We start from the raw sequence: 18,399 nt of genomic DNA, 5'->3' as shown, positions 1-18,399 counted from the left end.
CTCACCGGTGCCTCACGGGTAGGGACGGGACCGACCGCTCCAACAGGTCCAGCAGTCGGTCCTCTTCTCGCTCGAACTCCTCGGGGCTGATCACCCCCGCGTCCAGGTCCTCGTTCAGCTCGGCGAGCCTGGTGCGCAGGACCGCCGGGTCGTGCAGCTCGTGCTCCGCGGCGTCCACCAGGCAGTCCGCGATCCAGATCACGCCCCGGACCGGCGCCATGGGGAGGAGGACGAGCCCGCTCAGCAAGCCCATGTCACGCTCCACTCGGGACGGGGTCACGCCGGGGGGTGCCCGGGGCGGGGTCCACAAAGCTGTAGCAGGGCAGCGGCCCGGTGAGGCGCAGCTCGACATGGCTGCCGTGGGCCGCCGCGAAGCGCTCCACCACGGTCCGGAACCGTACCTCCGCACACCGGTCGAGGAGGAAGGAGACGTTGAGCACACACCCCGGCACCTCCGGCCCCCGCACCTGTTCCACCGCCACCGCGGACAGCTCGGCGACCACCGCGGCCGACGCGGCGGCGGCCCGGCCGGACAGCCCCCGCGCCACGGCCTCGCCGAGCCGCACGCTGGCCTCGTACCCCGGGGACCGGCGGGCGGCGGCGCGCGCCCTGGCCACCTCGGGGTTCTCCCGGACCAGCGCGGGCAGCCCGGCCTGGACCGGCATGGCCTTCAGGTTCATCTCGATCCGGCCGTCCAGACGGTCGAGCGCGGTGAGATACGCACGCTCGGAGGCGGTCAACTGGCCCAGCACCGAAGCCTCGTCGGGGGCGATCATCCCGAAGCGCATGGGCAGCACCGGGCCGTCCGCCGCCAGCGCCAGCGCCAGGTCCTGGTGCGCGAGGAGGTCGCGCCGCTTGGCGCGCAGGCCGGGCGGGGCGTCGCTGACCACGGCGGCCAGCTCTCCGGCGCGGAGCGTACGGACCGGGGCCGGATCCGCGCCCACCCCGGTGCGGCCGGGCGGCACCGGGTGGGAGGCGCGGACGACGCCGTAGACGTACACGCCTTGTGCGGCCATGGGGTCAGTCCTCCTCGTCCTCGGTACGGCGGTGGCGGGAGCGGGCGGGCGGGCGCCCCCGCTGCGGGCGGCGCTCCTCGTACCGGTCCTCGTCCCGGTCCTCCTCCTCGTCCTCGTTCTCGTCCTCCTCGTCACGGCCGGTCACGGCCTTCTTGACCTTGCCGCCCACGGTCTCCACCGCCTTCTTGGCCGACTTCTTGGCCACCTTCTTGCCGAGGCCGGCCTTGCCCGCGCCCAGCAGTTCGGGCACGGTCGTGCTGCTGCGGTCGAATTCCAGGTCCAGGCGGTTGCAGGCCTCGGCGAAGCGGAGGTACGTGTCCACGCTCGCCACGACGATCCGGGCGTCGACCTTCAGGATCTCGATGCCGACCAGGGAGACCCGGAGGAAGACGTCGATCACCATGCCGCGGTCGAGGATGAGTTCGAGGACGTCGTAGAGGTTGCCCGAGCGGGAGATGCAGACGACGTCGTCGGTGTGGGTGGGGGCGTAGGTGGGGGCCATGATCGGAGCGTCCTTTCGATGGCTCGGCCCTGGGCGCCGGCCGGGCTCGCCCGGCCTGGCCCGGCCGGTCAGCAGTCGTCGGCCGAGCCGCGCCGATAGCGGCGGACTCTCCGGTACTCACGGAGCTCACCGCGCTCGTCGATGTCCACCTCGTAGGTGGCCAGCAGGCTGGTCGTGTCGGGGATCCGGGCGACCTCCACGACGTCCACGCTGACGCGCCAGCCGTCCTCGACCCGGCACACGGCACTGACGCCCTCGGCGGGGTGGGTTATCAGAGCGGCGAGCCGTTCGCTGGCGCGGGCGGCCGCTTCCGCCGCGCCGGTCCTGCGGGGTGCGCGGTCCGCCTTCGGGGGAGAGGTGTGCCGCTCTCGCTCTGCCATGTGCATCAGTCTGGGCGCATGGCGGGTTCGGCCGCGCTTTGAGATGGGCCAATACGGTGGCCCGCCCCGCCCGGCCCCGCGTACGTACGAGCTGTCGCCGCTCGCGTACGAGCGACGCACCGCCCGTCCGGTGGCTGCCTACGCGCCCCCTACGCGCCGCCGCCCGAAGCTCCGCCCGGAGCCCCGCCCGAAGCTCCGCCCTCCTCCGCGCTCAGCGAGGACCACAGCCGCTCGCTCGCGCACTGCATGTGATCCGCCATGGCCCGCTCGGCCGCCTGCGGATCGCGGTCGCGGATGGCCTGGAGGATCGCGCCGTGTTCCTTCAGCGTCCCGGCCACCGTGCCCTCGATGTCGCCCGCGCGCTCCATCCACACCTGGAGCAGCGAGCGGATGCTGTGGAGGATGTCGCTGAGGACGGTGTTGCGCGCGATGGTGGCGGTCTCCAGGTGGAAGGCGATGTCGGCGTCGATGAACGCCGTGACGTCGCCGCCCGCCTCCCGCATCCGCTCCAGATGCGCCTCGAGCCGTTCGACGTCCGTGTCCTCGGCGCGCTCGGCCGCCAGCCGGGCGGACATGGCCTCCATGAAGGTGCGCACCTCGACCAGGTCGTGGGTGCGGCGCTGGCCGAGCATCAGCCCCCAGTTGATGGCCCGGGGCAGGAACTCCGACGTCCCGGCGCGTACGTAGGAGCCGGAGCCGGGGCGGATCTCGATGATGCCGAGCACATCGAGCGCCGAGAGCGCACCCCGCACACTGGAACGGGCGACATTGAGCGCCTCGGCCAGCTGGCGCTCGGCGGGCAGCCGGGTGCCGGGCTTCAGGTGGCCCTCGGAGAGGTGGTCCAGCAGCCGCTTGGCCACCTCGCTGACCGATGACTCCCGGACGACCGGGCGCAGCAGCGCGGTGAAGTTCGGCTGGTCGGGCTCGGCGCTCACGTGGCGTTTTCCCCTCATGGACTCGGGTCCTCGGACATACCGACCCCCTAGTACATCACCAGCGGCGACGGCCCGGGGCGGCAGTGCTGACCTAAGCGCTGGAGGGCCGCCCGTCAAGAGTTTCAAAAGCGACACACATCACTTTGGTTAATTGGTGACCAATTTTCGGAACGTGGCCTAGCGTGTAGCCACCCCGCAGGACAAAGCCGTCCGCTCAGTCAGGAGCCGCCATGGGCACTGTCGCCCCATCCCCCGTCATACGGGACGTCGAGAGATCGGCCGTCAAGAAGGTCGCGCGGCGTCTCGTCCCCTTCGTCGCCCTGATGTTCTTCGTGAACTTCCTGGACCGGACCGCGGTCTCGTTCGCCGAGCCCAACGGCATGGGCGATGACCTCGGCCTCTCGGCGGCTCAGTTCGGACTGGCCTCCGGCGTCTTCTTCATCGGCTACATCCTGCTGGAAGTGCCCAGCAACATGGCCCTGCACCGGTTCGGCGCCCGCCGCTGGCTGGCCCGGATCATGGTCACCTGGGGGATCGTCTCCCTGCTGTTCACCTGGGTGCAGAGCACCGGGCAGCTGTACGGGCTGCGCTTTCTGCTCGGCGTCGCCGAGGCGGGCTTCTTCCCCGGTGCGATCCTCTACCTCAGCCAGTGGGTCCCGGCCCGCCACCGCACCAAGATCCTGGCGCTGTTCTACCTGGCCCAGCCGCTGACCACGGTGATCGGCGCCCCGCTCGCCGGGCTGCTGATCAACCAGCACGGGGCGTTCGGCCTGGACGGCTGGCGCTTCATGTTCCTCGGCGTGTCCGTCCCCGCGATCCTGCTCGGCATCATCGCCTGGTTCTATCTGATCGACCGGCCGGCCGATGCCAAGTGGCTGACCCAGGAGGAGAAGGACTGGCTCACGGCCGAGCTGGCGCGCGAGAACGGCACGAAGACGGACGGCGGGCAGGGGAAGGCCCCCGGGCACGGCGGGCGCGGCGCGCTCAAGGCGGCGTTCACCAACGGCCGGGTCTGGGTCCTCTCCCTCGTCTACTTCGGCTTCATCTACGGCCTCTACGCCCTGGCGTTCTTCCTCCCCACGATCATCAGCGGCTTCGAGGACCAGTACGGCACCAAGTTCTCCGTGCTGGACAAGGGCCTGATCACCGCCATCCCGTACCTCCCCGCCGCCATCGCCCTGTTCTTCTGGTCCCGGCACGCCACCCGGCACGGGACGCGCGCCTGGCATGTCGCGGGACCGGCCGCGGTCGGCGGGATCAGCATCCCGCTCGCCCTCTACATGGGCTCCCCGAGCGCGACCATCGCGGTCATCACCGTCACCGCGTGCTCGATCTTCGCCGCCCTGCCCACCTTCTGGTCGCTGCCGTCCCAGTTCCTCACCGGAGCCGCCGCGGCCGCCGGTATCGCCCTGATCAACACGATGGGCAATGTCGCGGGCTTCGCCGCCAGTTACATCACCGGCTGGCTCAAGGACTTCAGCGGCTCCTACTACCTCCCGCTCTTCGTCGTCGGCGGCTTCATGCTCCTGTCGGCCGTCCTGATGGTCTGGCTCTCCACCCGGCCCCTGCCACAGGCCGCGGACGCGGAGCAGGAGCTGATCACGACCGGGCACTGACCCGCCCGGCCGGCACGTATCGATCTCACACCCGTGGCCCGGAGGCCGCCTGCCATGACTCGACTGTTCAACACCCCCGCCGCCTTCGCGGACGAGGCCCTGGAGGGCTTCGTCGCCGCCCACCGCAGATGGGTGCGGCGCGTCCCCGGCGGTGTCGTCCGCGCCACCCCCACGGCCCCGGGCCAGGTGGCGGTCGTCATCGGCGGCGGCTCCGGCCACTACCCGGCCTTCTCCGGCCTGGTCGGCCGGGGCCTGGCCCACGGCGCGGCGGTCGGCAACGTCTTCGCCTCGCCCTCGGCCCAGCAGGTCCACCAGGTCGCGAAGGCCGCGCACGGCGGCGCGGGGGTGCTGCTGACCTTCGGCAATTACGCCGGTGACGTGCTGCACTTCGGACAGGCCGAGGAGCGGCTGAACGCCGAGGGCATCGACTGCCGGACGGTCGTCGTCACCGACGACATCTCCAGCGCCCCGGCTGAAGAGTCCGCCAAGCGCCGCGGGGTCGCCGGGGACCTCGCGGTGTTCAAGACCGCCGCCGCGGCGGCCGAGGCGGGTCTGCCCCTCGACGAGGTCGTACGCCTCGCCCGGCTGGCCAATGCCCGCACCCGCTCGTTCGGCATCGCCTTCTCCGGCTGCACCCTGCCCGGCGCCGACGCCCCGCTGTTCACCGTCCCCGAGGGCCGGATGGCGGTGGGCCTGGGCATCCACGGCGAGCCCGGTCTGTCCGAGGCCGCGGTGCCCACCGCCGACGAGGCGGCCGAGCTGCTGGTCTCCACGCTGCTGGCCGAACTGCCGGAGAGCCCCGAGGGTATGGACACCCCGCGCGGACTGCGCGCGGGCGTGATCCTCAACGGGCTCGGCGCGGTCAAGTACGAAGAGCTGTTCGTGGTCTACCGCAGGGTGGCCCGGCTGCTGGACGAGGCGGGCGTGGTGGCCGTCGACCCGGAGGTCGGCGAGCTCGTCACCAGCTTCGACATGGCGGGCGTCTCGCTCACCCTCTTCTGGCTCACCGAGGAACTGGAGCCGCTGTGGACGGCCCCGGCCGACGCGCCCGCGTACCGCAAGGGGGCGCTGGGCCCGACCGCGGACATCAGCTCCGAGCGTCCTGAGGAACAGCCCGAGCAGATCACCGTCCCCGCCGCGAGCGAGGAGTCGCGCGCGGCGGCCCGTACGGCGCTGGACGCGCTGGCCGCCGTCGTACGGACCGTCGCCGAGCACGCCGACGAGCTCGGCCGCATCGACGCGGTCGCGGGCGACGGCGACCACGGCATCGGCATGCGGCGCGGCGCCGAGGCCGCGTACGAGGCCGGACGCCGCGCCCTGGGCCTCGGCGCGGGCGCCGGCACCCTGCTGTGCCACGCCGCCGATGCCTGGGCCGACCGGGCCGGCGGCACCTCCGGCGCCCTGTGGGGCGTCATCCTGCGCCAGGTCGGCACCGCCCTCGGCGACGCCGACCGGCCCGATGCGGCCGCCGTCGCCACCGGTGTGGCCGCCGCCGCCGACGGCGTGATGCGGCTCGGCAAGGCGGAGGTCGGCGACAAGACGATGGTCGACGTGCTGGTCCCGCTGGCCGGCGCGCTCGGCGAGGCCGTGGCCGAGGGGCAGCCCCTCGCCGCCGCCTGGGACGCCGCGGCCACCGCAGCCGAGGCCGCCGCCAAGGCCACCGCCGAACTCCTCCCGCGCCTGGGCCGCGCCCGCCCGCACGCGGAGAAGTCCCTGGGCACCCCGGACGCCGGTGCGGTGTCCCTGGCCCTGATCGCCCGCGCCGTGCACGGCGTACTCGCTGCGAAGAACGATTGAGAAGGCTGAGAAAGCTGAGATGGCTGAGATGGCTGAGATCAACGACAAGCTCCGTATCGTCGTCGGCTCCGACGACGCCGGCTACGACTACAAGGAGGTGCTGAAGAAGGACCTGGAGGCCAGCGAGCTGGTCGAGTCGGTCCAGGACGTGGGCGTGGGCGCCGACGGTCACACCGCCTACCCCAAGGTCGCCATCGCCGCCGCCGAACTGGTCGCGGCGGGCAAGGCCGACCGCGCGCTGCTGGTGTGCGGCACGGGCCTGGGCGTGGCCATCGCCGCCAACAAGGTCAAGGGCATCCGGGCGGTCACCGCCCACGACAGCTTCTCCGTCGAGCGCGCCATCCTCAGCAACAACGCCCAGGTCCTCACCTTCGGCCAGCGCGTCGTCGGCCTGGAGCTGGCCCGGCGCCTGGTGCGCGAATGGCTCACCTACCGCTTCGACACCTCCTCGGCCTCGGCGGCCAAGGTCGAGCTGATGTGCTCGTATGAAGAAGGCACAGCTGAAGAAGGCACAGCTGAAGAAGGCACAGCTGAAGAAGGCACAGCTGAAGAAGGCGCGTACGAGGAAGAAGGCACGGCCGCCTGATGCCCCGCCCCGCCTCCGTCACCATCGGCGTCAGCCTCAAGATGTACTTCGGCCACCACGAAACGCTCAACTGGTGCCGTCGCATCGCGGACATCGCCGACCGGCACCCGGCCGTCACCGGCGGCCTGGCCGAGGTGTTCGTCCTCCCCTCCTTCCCCACCCTCGTCCCGGTCTCCGGCCTGCTGGCCGGCACCGGGGTGCGGGTCGGCGCCCAGGACCTGGGCGCCCATGACGCCGGGCCGTACACCGGCGAGGTCAGCGGCGCCCAGCTCAAGGAGATCGGCTGCGGCTACGCCGAGGTGGGACACGCCGAACGGCGCCGCCTCTTCCACGAGGACGAGGCGGTCGTGGCCGCGAAGACCGCCGCCGCGCTGCGCAACGGCCTCACGCCCGTACTGTGCGTCGGCGAACCCGAGCGCACCGACGCGGCGCAGGCCGCCGCCCGCTGCGTCGCCGAGGTGGAGTCCGCCCTCGCGGACGCTGAGCGGGCCGGGGTGCTCGGCCCGCTGGTCGTGGCGTACGAGCCCCAGTGGGCCATCGGCGCGCCCGAACCGGCCTCGCCCGAGCACATCCGCGCGGTCTGCGCCGCGCTGTCCGCGTGGCTCGACGGGCGGGGGCCGCTGGCCGGAAGCCGCGTCGTGTACGGCGGCAGCGCGGGGCCGGGGCTGCTCACCCGGCTCGGCCGCGAGGTCGGCGGGCTCTTCCTGGGCCGCTTCGCGCACGACCCGGCGGCGTTCGAACAGATCCTGGACGAGGCGATGGCCCTGCACGGCACGCCTGTCACGGGGGGTGTGTGAGATGGCCCTCGGCCTGAGTACCTACGCCTTCTTCTGGCAGATCTCCGGCAAGGCGCCCCAGCGTCTGACGCTGCCGGACATGCTGCACCGCACCCGCGAACTGGGCGTCGGCGTCTTCCAGATCTGCGACTACCCGCTGATCGAGACGTTTGAAGACGCCGAGTTGGCGGACCTCCGCGCCCTCGCCCGGGAACTGGGCATCCAACTGGAGCTCGGCACCCGCGGGGTCCGCCCGGCGCATCTGCTCCGCTACCTCGACCTGGCGGACAAGCTGGGCGCGACCTTCGTCCGCTCCATGCTCAACACCAACGACCACCGGCCGACCGTGGACGAGGCCATCGCCCTGCTGCGCGAGGCGCTGCCCGGGTACGCCGAGCGCGGGGTGACGCTGGGCCTGGAGACATACGAACAGGTCTCCACGGACGACCTGCTGGCCGTCGTCACCGGCGTCGACAGCCCGCACCTCGGCGTCTGCCTCGACCCCGGCAACAGCGTGGCCCGCCTGGAGCGGCCCGCCGACGTCATCGACCGCACCGCCCCGTACGTGGTCAACATCCACGTCAAGGACTTCTCCTTCACCCGCCGCGACGGCTGGGTCGGCTTCACCTTCGCCGGCTGCCCGCTGGGTGAGGGCCTGCTCGACTACGGCCACATGGTCGGCGCGGTCCGCCCCGAGGAGCGGGGCGTCAACCAGATCGTGGAGCACTGGCTCCCCTGGCAGGGCGGTTTCGAGGAGACCGCCCGGCTCGAAGACGCGTGGACCAAGCACAGCGTCACCACCTTGAACACCCTGATGCACCCTGATGCCCTGATGAGGAGCGCCTCATGACCACCCCCACCGCCCACGAGCCCAAGACCGTCGCCGTCATCGGCGCCGCCGGAAAGATGGGCCTGCGCGTCTCGGCGAACCTCGAAAAGAGCGACTTCCGCGTTCTGTTCAGCGAGAACTCCCCCAAGGGCCAGGAGATCCTGGCCGAGCTCGGCCGCGAGATCATCGACTCCGACAAGGCCGCCGCCGAGGCGGACGTCGTCATCCTCGCTGTCCCCGACCGCGTCCTCGGCGCGGTGTCCGAGGCGCTGGTGCCGGTGATGAAGCCCGGTTCGGTCGTCCTCACCCTCGACCCGGCCGCCGCCTACGCCGGCCTGCTCGCCCGCCGCGACGACGTCTCCAACGCCTGCGCGCACCCCTGCCACCCCTCGGTCTTCCTGGAGCGCACCACCAAGGAAGAGTGGGCCGACACCTTCGGCGGCGTCGCCGCGCCCCAGGAGGTCGTCGCCGCGTTCGAGTCCGAGGACGCGGCGGCCCGCGAGCTGACCGAGGCCGTCATCCGCACCATGTACGCGCCTGTCGTGGACGTCCACTGGGTCACCGTCAAGCAGCTGGCGGTGCTCGAACCCACCCTCGTCGAGACCATCGCCTGCATGGTCGGCGCGCTGCTGACGGAGGCGCTGCACGAGACCGTCCACACGGTGGGCGTCCCGGAGCCCGCCGCCCGCGCGATGCTGCTGGGCCACACCCAGGTCGCCCTCGCCAACACGCTCAAGGGCGACAACCCGTTCTCCGACGCGTGCCTGATCGCGATGGACTACGGGCGTGAGTCGATCGTCCGTGACGACTGGAAGAAGGTCTTCCAGGACGACGAGCTCGACAAGGTCATCACGCGCATGCTCAAGATCAAGGAGATCCGCCGCGCGGCGTGAGCGCGGCTGCCTCCGGCCGTCGTGGGGCGCGACGGGCTGGCGCTGTTGGGCGGCATTCGGCCCCGCCGTCTGCCCCGCCGTCTCGCGCCTTCGGCGCACTGCGGCCGGCGAGAGGCGGGGTGGGCGGCCCGGTCCGGTGCGCGGTGCGGGTTTGGTGTGTGGTGGGGGTGTGTGGTGGGGGTGTGTGGTGGGGGCGGATGTGTGGTGGTGCCGCCGGGGGCTCGCCCCCCACCTCTTTTAAAAATGCTTGCTTCAGGTCAAGCGTTTTTTCAAGGGGTGGGGTGTCCGGGGGCCTGCTGGCTCAGTCTGCGGCGAGCCGCCGAAGGCGTCTGCCTTGACGGCGCGTATGAAGGCCCCGAACGTGGCTGAGCTGGCGGCGAGTTTTACGTCCGGCGTGTCGCTCTCGCGTATGCGGACCGTGCCGTCGCGGTCGGCGGCGACGTTGACGCAGTTGCCTGCATTGCCGATGTAGGACGACTTCCGCCAGTTGTACGTGGACACAGACGTTCCTGCGCTAGATGCCCTGTGCGATGCGGCGAATCATGTCGCGTGACTGCGCGGGCTTCAACGCGAGGGCTTCCAGCCGGTCCAGCGTGCTGCGGTACCAGGTGAGTTGAGGTTGAGTGTCCAGGAACTCGGAGCCGTGGTCCGTATCAAGCTGCACGGTGTCCAGGCGCGGGACATCTCCGCAGCAGTAGATGATTCCCTGCCCCGAGCTGGGGAAGGCGCCCGCTCCGAAGGGGACCACCAGCACGGTGATGTGTTCCCGTTCGCTCATCGTCAGCAGGTAATCAAGCTGTGCGCGGGCGACGCCCGGACTCCCCCCCCAAAAAAAACCCACCACCGCGCCGTTCGATTTCGACCAGGAGGTGTGCGCACTCGTGCTCGACACCGCACCCCGCATGTTCGCCGTGGTCCAGGAGTGCGACCTGGAGACGGAGCACGCGGACGGCCATGTCGCTGCCTGGGGCATTGCGTACGAGGACGGCAGCGCGCATGTGATCGGTGTGGGCGGGGCGGTGACGATGTCGCTCGGTTCGCCGGAGCGCGCGGTGTGGCACTACGGGCGACGCAAGGGCGTCTCCGCCCGGCTGGTGTGGCTCGCTCCGGGGACCGGTGCGGCGTTCGCGCAGGCCGAGGCCGCGTGACGGCGTCGAACGGATCTACCGGCCCCTGGCGCGGAGGAACCGAGCCAGGGGCTCATCCGCCCCTCGCTTGCCATACGGTGGTCGGGGCACCCTTGGAGGGCAGAGGGCGCATGAGCGCGCAGCCGGTTCACGATGGTGGGGCGCTGATCCCCAGACCTGAGAAGACCTTCCCTGCATTGCGGGCCGCGCTCGCGCAGGTCGCGCCCTCCCGCCTGGCGGAGATGACTCCCGAACGGGACACGGTCTTCACGATGGCCACCCAATCCAACACCTTCGGGCCGATCGCAATGTTCCAGCTCAAGTGGGCCACAGTGATCGAGGTCGAGCGGTTTCCCGACGTGGCCCGGCGTCTGCACGCCGCTGAGCGGGCCGCCCAGACGCTCGACAAAGAGGATCCAAAGTGGCAGGCGGCCGTGGATGAGATCCGGGGGATCATGCAGGCTGCACGCGCGCAGGTTGTTGATGGCTGACTGGGGCTGGGAGTACAACCCAGACGCCCACCATGTCATCGGCGAGACGCCGAATCTCGCCTTCGTCGCGCAGGGCCCGCCCGACCTCGCGGTCGACCGCGGTGAAGGCGTGCGCCACTTCGTGGGGGCTCATGAACGAAACGTAAGGGACGAATCAATGGCGAGAAAACGCCATCATCGTCCGAGTGACGGTTGGTGTCGCAATCCCGCCAGTATCTGGTCGGCGTCCTTGGTGAGCTGGTGGTCGCACAGCTTATGGAACGCCCGACACAGAGCGGAAACTTATGCCCACGGCTACCGTGTCCTCTGCCCGAAGCGCTGAATCTACGAGTCGCTCAGCCGTGACGTCATGGCTGGCGGTGGTCTCGGTGATGATGGGGATATTCTCCATCGTCACCACGGAAATCCTGCCCATCGGCCTGCTGACATCCATCGGCTCGAGCTTCACCGTCTCGGACGGAATGGCCGGGCTGATGATGACCATGCCCGGATTCCTGGCCGCACTCTCCGCCCCTCTGGTCACCGCGGCCACGGCACGCATCGACCGCCGGCTGATGCTGTGTGCCTTCATTCTCCTGCTGGCCGTGGCCAACTTTCTCGCCGCGGCGGCCTCCGGCTATTGGCTCGTGCTCATCTCCAGGGTGATGGTGGGGATCACCATCGGCGGTTTCTGGTCCATCGGGGCAGGGCTGGCGAGCCGTCTGGTACCGGCCGATTCGGTGGGGCGGGCGACGGCGGTCATTTTCTCGGCGGTGCCGCTGGGGTCGGTGCTCGGCGTTCCGCTGGGGACCTTCATCGGAGACGCCACCAGCTGGCGAATGGCGTTCGTGGTCATGGGAGTTCTGGCCGTCGCCGTCTTCCTCGCGCTGCTCATGGTGCTTCCGCCGCTCCCGCCCGAGCAGGCCACCCGTCTGAGCGTGCTCGGGGGCATGCTCCGCAGTGTCGGCACACGCTTCGCACTCGTCATGACTTTTCTCATCGTGCTCGCGCACTTCGGCGCGTACACCTACATCAATCCATTCCTGGAGCAGGTCACCGGAGCGAGTCCCGGTCTCATCACCGTTTCCCTGTTCATCTACGGAGCCGCCGGAATCATCGGCAACTTCGTGGCCGGATCCCGAGCGGCGCGCTGTCCGCGCGCCACATTCGCGGTCGCGGCGGCGATGATTTCCACCGCGACCCTGCTTCTGCCGGTGCTCGGCCAATCGCGTGCCGGGGCGGTCGCCCTCCTGGTGATCTGGGGAATGGCCTACGGCGCCGTCCCGGTCTGCTCCCAAACGTGGTTCGCCAAGGCGGCGCCCCATGCGCCGGAGGCGTCATCCGTGATGTTCACGGCGTCCTTCCAGGCCACGATTTCGTTCGGGGCATTGGCCGGAGGCGTCATCGTCGATCTGTCCTCCCCTTCGACGGTCATGACGTTCGGTGGCGTGACCGCTGCTTTGATGGTGCTGGTCGCTTGGCGTTCTCACCTGATCCACGGGAAGTAGGAGGAGATGTCGGACTATCGGTACGAGCCGTGGACGGGCCGTCCCACGGAGTTCGGTGACCTCAGCCCGTTCACCCTTGAGCGGACCGAGTTCCGGGGTGTCTCCCAAGCGCCCGTCCACTGCTTCCCGGTCACCCTGCGCGGCCAATTGATCGGCTACCTCTGGGCCTCGGAGTCGACGGACGCGGCGAGCTTCTATCCCAGGTGGGGCATGGGGGTTGCCGGTTGGGAGGCCCGAGGGGCGTGGAGAAGGCGCTTGAAGGAGGCGTGGGACGCCGGCTTCTCCGCGTGGGAAGCGGTGCAGTTCTGGGTGGGGGAGCCGGAGGATCCGAGGGGTGGCGGTGTGGCCGCTGACGCCGAGGGGCAGGTGCTGCCGGATTCGCAGGACGTCTACCGTCTGACGAGCCAATACCGCCTGACGAGCCAACCCGTCGAAGAGTAGGGGGCGTCGGCCTGGGGCTGTGTGTGTGGGGGGGCGATCCGCCGCCCGCGGGTATCCGCCGATGGCGTCAGAGCTTGGCGGCGAGGGCGCGAAGCTCGGCGAAGGGACAGCGGGTACGCGGTGGACTTCCGTGGCGCGGCGTTCGATGCGCTGGAGGAGCTGGGCATCCTCGACAAGGTCCGCGCGCACGACACGAGGATGCGCGGCACCGCCCTGGTGGACGGGACGGGCGCCGAGGTCGGGCAGCTGCCCGCCGAAGCGTTCGCCGGTGAGCTCGAAGTGCCGAAGCGGGAGCTGACCCGGATCCTGCACGAGATCACCGCGAAGGACATCGAGTACGTCTTCGACGACTCGATCACCACGCTGACCGAGCACGAGTCTGGCGTCGCGGTCGAGTTCGAGCGCGGCCGGGCCCGCGAGTTCGACCTGGTCTTCGGGGCGGACGGGGTGTATTCGAAGGTGCGGCGGCTGACCTTCGGCCCGCACGCCGAGGCGGTGCGGCACCTGGGCATGTCGGGTGCCGGATTCACCGCCGACAACTACCTCGGTCTCGACCGCAGTGGGCTGTTGCAGCACGCGGAGGGCACGGCGATCTACGTGTTCAGCGCGGGCGATCCGGACCGGCTCACCGCCAGCCTCTCCTTCGCCACCGACTCACTCGCACTGGACCGGCGCGGCCGGGACGAGCAGGAGCGGGCGGTGCGGGCCGCGTTCGCCGGGCGTGGCTGGGAGGCGCCCCGGCTGCTGGAGGCGATGGCCGACGCCGACGACTTCTACTTCGCCTCGACCTGCCAGGTCCACCTCGACCGCTGGTCGCGCGGCCGGGTCGCGCGGCCGGGTCGCGCTCGTCGGCGACGCCGGATACTGCGCCGCGCCCACCAGCAGTATGGGCACCTCGCAGGCGCTGATCGGCGCACGGGCGCTGGCCCGGCAGCTGGGCCGGGCGGGCGGTGACCATGTGGCCGCGTTCGCCGCGTACGAGGCGGAGCTGTGGCCGTATGTCGCCGAGAACCAGGCGAAGGGCCGGGAAGCGGCGGCGATGTTCGGTGGTGGGGGCGAGTAGGGCGGCGGTCGGCCCTTTGCTCACGCCACGGAGGTGCTGCCGCTGGGCTGGGCCAAGGGACTCGCGCGCTGGGCGAGGCTCTCCCAGCCCTTCGCCGAGGCCGCGTCCGCGAAGCGGACCTCCCAGTGGCCTTCCGGCGCCGGCGGTGCCGCCCGGTCCCCCCGCCCCGCGCTCACGCGATGTCCCTCGGGTCCGGTGCCGGGCCGTAGTCCTCGCCGTGGTCCCTGGTCAGTGCGGCCAGCAACTCCGGGTCGGAATGGACCTCGGCGGTGTGCTGCCAGGCGACGAGCAACTGGGCCACGGACGCACTGTTGCCGACCGAGTCGGCGGCCCGCATGGTGTCGACCAGTTCGACGGCGAAGGCGTGTAGGTCGGGCTCGGGCAGGAAGCGGACCCAGGGGAAGGCTTCCGGCAGTATGTCCAGCAGCAGCTCCATGCTGCCGGGCTCCCTGTGTGCCATCGCGGTGAGCATGCGGGTGGCGGCCGACACCACGGTCTGGTCCTGCTCGGCCCGTGCCGCTGTGGTGAGGACGAGGTCCTCCCCGTCTCTTCGGTGAAGGAGCAGCCGGGGTGATTCCTTGAGCCGGGCAAGCGTCTGCTTGTTCTTGTTCACCAGCTCGGAGAAGTTGATGGCGGCGTTCTCGTTGGGCATGAGTTTGAAAGTACTTCGAAACTTCTCGCCTCGCCATGACCTGCTCCCGCCTTCACTCGAACGAGGGGCGCAGAGCCGTCCCGGCGGTGACGGGACCCGGCGGACGTTGTCGGCGGGGGGCCGTACTCTGGAAGACCCCCGGCCCGTGAGACGTGTCGGGCCATTCGCGTTGTTCGCCTCCGGGATGGAATAGCCCCTTATGAGCCTTACCGGTCTGCTCGACGCCGTCGTACGGGACCCCGCGCTCGCCGAGGCGGTTCAGGCCGCCGCGAACGGCGGGCGGCACCATGTCGATCTGGTCGGCCCGCCGGCCGCCCGGCCCTTTGCCGTTGCCGCGCTGGCGCGGTCCGCCGCGCGGCCGGTGCTGGCGGTGACGGCCACGGGGCGGGAGGCCGAGGATCTGGCCGCCGCGTTGCGGTCGCTGCTGCCGCCGGACGGGGTGGTGGAGTACCCGTCGTGGGAGACGCTGCCGCATGAGCGGCTGTCGCCGCGGTCGGACACGGTCGGCCGGCGGCTGGCCGTGCTGCGGCGGCTGGCGCACCCCAGCAAGGACGATCCGGCGGCAGGTCCCGTGTCGGTGGTGGTCGCGCCGGTGCGGTCGGTGTTGCAGCCGCAGGTCAAGGGGTTGGGGGACCTGGAGCCTGTGAGTCTGCGGTCGGGGCAGAGCGCCGATCTGGAGGAGATCACAGGCGGGCTGGCGGCCGCCGCGTACGCGCGAGTGGAGCTGGTCGAGAAGCGCGGCGAGTTCGCGGTGCGCGGCGGGATCCTGGACGTTTTTCCGCCGACCGAGGAGCATCCGCTCCGGATCGAGTTCTGGGGCGACGATGTCGAGGAGATCCGGTATTTCAAGGTCGCCGACCAGAGATCCCTGGAGGTCGCCGAGCACGGGCTGTGGGCCCCGCCCTGCCGTGAGCTGCTGCTGACGGAGGAGGTGCGGCGGCGGGCCGCGGCGCTGGCCGAGGACCACCCGGAGCTGGGTGAGCTGCTGGGCAAGATCGCGGAGGGGATCGCGGTCGAGGGCATGGAGTCGCTGGCGCCCGTGCTCGTGGACGACATGGAGCTGCTGCTGGACGTACTGCCGGCGGGCAGCATGGCTGTGGTCTGCGACCCGGAGCGGGTGCGGACGAGGGCCGCGGACCTGGTGGCGACGAGCCAGGAGTTTCTGCAGGCGTCCTGGGCGGCTACGGCGGGTGGCGGGGAGGCGCCGATCGATGTGGGCGCGGCCTCGCTGTGGGGCATCGCCGACGTCCGCGACCGGGCGCGTGAGCTGGGCATGATGTGGTGGTCGGTGAGCCCGTTCGCGGCCGACGAGGACGTCGAGGAGGACACGCTCAAGCTGGGCATGCGCGCGCCCGAGACCTACCGGGGCGACACCGCCCGCGCGCTCGCCGACACCAAGGGGTGGCTGGCCGAGGGCTGGCACACGGTGTATGTGACCGAGGCCCATGGCCCGGCCTCCCGTACGGTCGAGGTGCTGGGCGGCGAGGGGATCGCGGCGCGGCTGGACGGGGATCTCGCCGAGATCAAGCCGTCCGTGGTGCATGTGGCCTGCGGTTCGATCGAGTACGGCTTTGTGGACCCCGGCCTCAAGCTGGCCGTGCTGACCGAGACGGACCTGTCCGGGCAGAAGGCGGCGGGCAAGGACGGCGCCCGGATGCCGGCCCGGCGGCGCAAGACGATCGATCCGCTGAGCCTTCAGGCGGGCGATTTCATCGTCCATGAGCAGCACGGTGTCGGCCGCTACATCGAGATGGTGCAGCGCACCGTCCAGGGCGCCACCCGCGAGTACCTGGTCGTGGAGTACGCGCCCGCCAAGCGGGGCCAGCCCGGCGACCGGCTGTTCGTGCCGACGGACCAGCTGGAGCAGATCACCAAGTACGTGGGCGGCGAGGCCCCGAGCCTGCACCGGCTCGGCGGGGCGGACTGGACCAAGACCAAGGCGCGGGCGAAGAAGGCCGTCAAGGAGATCGCGGCCGACCTGATCAAGCTCTACTCGGCCCGTATGGCCGCGCCCGGCCACGCCTTCGGCGCGGACACCCCCTGGCAGCGCGAGCTGGAGGACGCCTTCCCGTACGCGGAGACCCCGGACCAGCTGACGACCATCGGCGAGGTCAAGGAGGACATGGAGAAGTCGGTTCCGATGGACCGGCTGATCTGCGGCGACGTCGGCTACGGCAAGACCGAGATCGCGGTGCGGGCGGCGTTCAAGGCGGTGCAGGACGGCAAGCAGGTCGCCGTGCTGGTGCCGACGACGCTGCTGGTGCAGCAGCACTTCGGCACGTTCACGGAGCGTTACGGCCAGTTCCCCGTGGTCGTCAAGGCGCTGTCCCGCTTCCAGACGGACACGGAGGCGAAGGCGGTCCTGGAGGGGCTGCGGGACGGCGCGGTCGACATCGTCATCGGCACCCATCGCCTCTTCTCCTCCGAGACCAAGTTCAAGGACCTGGGCCTGGTCATCGTGGACGAGGAGCAGCGCTTCGGCGTCGAGCACAAGGAGCAGCTGAAGAAGCTCCGGGCGAATGTGGACGTGCTGACCATGTCCGCCACCCCCATTCCGCGCACCCTGGAGATGGCGGTCACCGGCATCCGTGAGATGTCCACGATCACCACCCCGCCGGAGGAGCGCCATCCGGTGCTCACCTTCGTCGGCCCGTACGAGGAGAAGCAGATCGGCGCCGCCATCCGGCGTGAGCTGCTGCGCGAGGGCCAGGTCTTCTACATCCACAACCGGGTCGAGTCCATCGACCGGGCGGCGGCGCGGCTGCGCGAGATCGTCCCCGAGGCGCGGATCGCCACCGCCCACGGCCAGATGTCGGAGACGGTGCTGGAGCAGGTCGTCGTCGACTTCTGGGAGAAGAAGTTCGACGTGCTCGTCTCGACGACGATCGTCGAGTCCGGTATCGACATCTCCAACGCCAATACGCTGATCGTCGAGCGCGGAGACAACTTCGGCCTCTCCCAGCTGCACCAGCTGCGCGGCCGCGTCGGCCGTGGGCGCGAGCGCGGCTACGCGTACTTCCTGTACCCGCCGGAGAAGCCCCTGACCGAGACCGCCCATGAGCGGCTGGCCACCATCGCCCAGCACACCGAGATGGGCGCGGGCATGTATGTGGCGATGAAGGACCTGGAGATCCGCGGCGCGGGCAATCTGCTCGGCGGCGAGCAGTCCGGCCATATCGCGGGCGTCGGCTTCGACCTGTACGTACGGATGGTGGGCGAGGCCGTCGCCGACTACCGGGCCTCGCTGGAGGCAGGCGGGGAGCCGGAGGAGGCCCCGCTGGAGGTCAAGATCGAGCTGCCGGTGGACGCGCATGTCCCGCACGACTACGCGCCGGGGGAGCGGCTGCGGCTCCAGGCCTACCGGGCCATCGCCTCGGCGTCGAACGAGGAGGACATCCGCCACGTCCGCGAGGAGCTGACCGACCGCTACGGCAAGCTGCCCGAGCCGGTGGAGAACCTGCTGCTGGTCGCTGGGCTGCGGCTGCTGGCGCGGGCCTGCGGGGTCGGCGACATCACGCTCCAGGGTTCCAACATCCGCTTCGGACCGGTCGAGCTGCGCGAATCGCAGGAGCTGCGGCTGGGGCGGCTCTACCCGAGGTCCGTGGTCAAGCCCGCCACCAAGCAGGTGCTGGTGCCCCGGCCGGCGACGGCCAGGATCGGTGGGAAGCCGCTGGTGGGGCGGGATCTGCTGGCGTGGACGGGGGAGTTCCTGACCACGATCCTGGGGGCGTAGGCGCCGCGTCTGTGGTTCGCGGTGAGTATGAGACGGCGACACGCCGACACCACGGCGTGTCGGTGTCTCATACTC

Annotated in this window: 21 protein-coding genes; 12 read left to right on the top strand and 9 right to left on the bottom strand. The window is 70.7% G+C overall.

The window, feature by feature from the left end:
• Position 1: 1 nt before the first annotated feature.
• From ACH4U7_RS13100 to ACH4U7_RS13080, 5 genes are all read right to left on the bottom strand, one after another.
• Entirely contained in the window at positions 2-253 is a 252-nt protein-coding gene (locus ACH4U7_RS13100; RefSeq protein ID WP_398528040.1) for a gas vesicle protein GvpG, read from the bottom strand.
• A gap of 1 nt (position 254) precedes the next feature.
• Positions 255-1,016, bottom strand: a complete 762-nt coding sequence (locus tag ACH4U7_RS13095) for a GvpL/GvpF family gas vesicle protein (protein WP_398528039.1) — start codon at positions 1,014-1,016, stop codon at positions 255-257.
• A 4-nt stretch (positions 1,017-1,020) separates the two neighbouring features.
• A complete protein-coding gene (gvpJ, locus tag ACH4U7_RS13090) occupies positions 1,021-1,518 on the bottom strand; it encodes a gas vesicle protein GvpJ (protein WP_398528038.1) in 498 nt (165 codons plus the stop codon).
• Positions 1,519-1,586: 68 nt separating this feature from the next.
• Positions 1,587-1,898 carry a gas vesicle protein GvpO gene (gvpO, locus tag ACH4U7_RS13085; RefSeq protein ID WP_398528037.1) on the bottom strand — a complete coding sequence of 104 codons (312 nt, stop codon included), beginning with the start codon at positions 1,896-1,898 and terminating at the stop codon, positions 1,587-1,589.
• A 149-nt stretch (positions 1,899-2,047) separates the two neighbouring features.
• Positions 2,048-2,833 carry a FadR/GntR family transcriptional regulator gene (locus tag ACH4U7_RS13080; protein WP_398528036.1) on the bottom strand — a complete coding sequence of 262 codons (786 nt, stop codon included), beginning with the start codon at positions 2,831-2,833 and terminating at the stop codon, positions 2,048-2,050.
• A gap of 230 nt (positions 2,834-3,063) precedes the next feature.
• Here ACH4U7_RS13080 and ACH4U7_RS13075 point away from each other — a divergent pair, with 230 nt between their 5' ends.
• The 6 genes from ACH4U7_RS13075 to ACH4U7_RS13050 are packed head-to-tail and all read left to right on the top strand — an operon-like array spanning position 3,064 to position 9,330.
• Positions 3,064-4,449, top strand: coding sequence for an MFS transporter (locus tag ACH4U7_RS13075; protein ID WP_398528035.1), 1,386 nt, complete (start codon positions 3,064-3,066; stop codon positions 4,447-4,449).
• A 54-nt stretch (positions 4,450-4,503) separates the two neighbouring features.
• A complete protein-coding gene (locus ACH4U7_RS13070) occupies positions 4,504-6,246 on the top strand; it encodes a dihydroxyacetone kinase family protein (protein WP_398528034.1) in 1,743 nt (580 codons plus the stop codon).
• 37 nt (positions 6,247-6,283) lie between these two features.
• Positions 6,284-6,832: a ribose-5-phosphate isomerase gene (locus ACH4U7_RS13065; RefSeq protein WP_398528508.1), complete on the top strand. Its 549-nt coding sequence runs from the start codon at positions 6,284-6,286 to the stop codon at positions 6,830-6,832.
• Entirely contained in the window at positions 6,832-7,629 is a 798-nt protein-coding gene (locus ACH4U7_RS13060) for a triose-phosphate isomerase family protein (protein ID WP_398528033.1), read from the top strand. Before ACH4U7_RS13065 ends, ACH4U7_RS13060 begins: the two co-directional genes overlap by 1 nt.
• A gap of 1 nt (position 7,630) precedes the next feature.
• Entirely contained in the window at positions 7,631-8,458 is an 828-nt protein-coding gene (locus tag ACH4U7_RS13055) for a sugar phosphate isomerase/epimerase family protein (RefSeq protein ID WP_398528032.1), read from the top strand.
• Positions 8,455-9,330, top strand: a complete 876-nt coding sequence (locus tag ACH4U7_RS13050; protein ID WP_398528031.1) for a phosphogluconate dehydrogenase C-terminal domain-containing protein — start codon at positions 8,455-8,457, stop codon at positions 9,328-9,330. Before ACH4U7_RS13055 ends, ACH4U7_RS13050 begins: the two co-directional genes overlap by 4 nt.
• A gap of 252 nt (positions 9,331-9,582) precedes the next feature.
• On the opposite strand, the gene ACH4U7_RS13045 is transcribed toward ACH4U7_RS13050, so the two are convergent.
• Both ACH4U7_RS13045 and ACH4U7_RS13040 read right to left on the bottom strand, forming a co-directional pair.
• Positions 9,583-9,831 carry a DUF397 domain-containing protein gene (locus ACH4U7_RS13045; protein ID WP_398528030.1) on the bottom strand — a complete coding sequence of 83 codons (249 nt, stop codon included), beginning with the start codon at positions 9,829-9,831 and terminating at the stop codon, positions 9,583-9,585.
• A 13-nt stretch (positions 9,832-9,844) separates the two neighbouring features.
• Positions 9,845-10,234 carry a DUF5753 domain-containing protein gene (locus ACH4U7_RS13040; protein WP_398528029.1) on the bottom strand — a complete coding sequence of 130 codons (390 nt, stop codon included), beginning with the start codon at positions 10,232-10,234 and terminating at the stop codon, positions 9,845-9,847.
• Between ACH4U7_RS13040 and ACH4U7_RS13035 the strand changes: the two genes are divergently transcribed.
• The 5 genes from ACH4U7_RS13035 to ACH4U7_RS13015 all read left to right on the top strand — a co-directional run bounded on the left by ACH4U7_RS13035 (position 10,212) and on the right by ACH4U7_RS13015 (position 13,830).
• A complete protein-coding gene (locus ACH4U7_RS13035) occupies positions 10,212-10,478 on the top strand; it encodes a hypothetical protein (RefSeq protein WP_398528028.1) in 267 nt (88 codons plus the stop codon). The genes ACH4U7_RS13040 and ACH4U7_RS13035 overlap by 23 nt on opposite strands.
• A gap of 110 nt (positions 10,479-10,588) precedes the next feature.
• Positions 10,589-10,948, top strand: coding sequence for a hypothetical protein (locus tag ACH4U7_RS13030; RefSeq protein WP_398528027.1), 360 nt, complete (start codon positions 10,589-10,591; stop codon positions 10,946-10,948).
• Between the two features lie 284 nt (positions 10,949-11,232).
• A complete protein-coding gene (locus tag ACH4U7_RS13025) occupies positions 11,233-12,435 on the top strand; it encodes an MFS transporter (protein ID WP_398528026.1) in 1,203 nt (400 codons plus the stop codon).
• 6 nt (positions 12,436-12,441) lie between these two features.
• Complete coding sequence (locus tag ACH4U7_RS13020) at positions 12,442-12,876, top strand: hypothetical protein (RefSeq protein WP_398528025.1); 435 nt, start codon at positions 12,442-12,444, stop codon at positions 12,874-12,876.
• Between the two features lie 120 nt (positions 12,877-12,996).
• Positions 12,997-13,830 carry a hypothetical protein gene (locus tag ACH4U7_RS13015; RefSeq protein WP_398528024.1) on the top strand — a complete coding sequence of 278 codons (834 nt, stop codon included), beginning with the start codon at positions 12,997-12,999 and terminating at the stop codon, positions 13,828-13,830.
• A 129-nt stretch (positions 13,831-13,959) separates the two neighbouring features.
• Here ACH4U7_RS13015 and ACH4U7_RS13010 read toward each other — a convergent pair whose 3' ends face one another.
• Both ACH4U7_RS13010 and ACH4U7_RS13005 read right to left on the bottom strand, forming a co-directional pair.
• Positions 13,960-14,115 (bottom strand): hypothetical protein, encoded by a 156-nt coding sequence (locus tag ACH4U7_RS13010; protein ID WP_398528023.1) that lies wholly within the window; start codon positions 14,113-14,115, stop codon positions 13,960-13,962.
• A complete protein-coding gene (locus ACH4U7_RS13005; RefSeq protein WP_398528022.1) occupies positions 14,112-14,591 on the bottom strand; it encodes a hypothetical protein in 480 nt (159 codons plus the stop codon). The genes ACH4U7_RS13010 and ACH4U7_RS13005 overlap by 4 nt, the downstream gene beginning before the upstream one ends.
• Before the next feature lie 199 nt (positions 14,592-14,790).
• Between ACH4U7_RS13005 and mfd the strand changes: the two genes are divergently transcribed.
• Positions 14,791-18,324 (top strand): transcription-repair coupling factor, encoded by a 3,534-nt coding sequence (gene mfd, locus ACH4U7_RS13000; RefSeq protein WP_398528021.1) that lies wholly within the window; start codon positions 14,791-14,793, stop codon positions 18,322-18,324.
• Positions 18,325-18,399 lie beyond the last annotated feature (75 nt).

The organism is Streptomyces sp. NPDC020845 (assembly GCF_044334165.1).
Taxonomy (GTDB): domain Bacteria; phylum Actinomycetota; class Actinomycetes; order Streptomycetales; family Streptomycetaceae; genus Streptomyces.
Note: the sequence above shows the minus strand (reverse complement) of the source record. Positions and strands in the feature narration are given on the sequence as shown.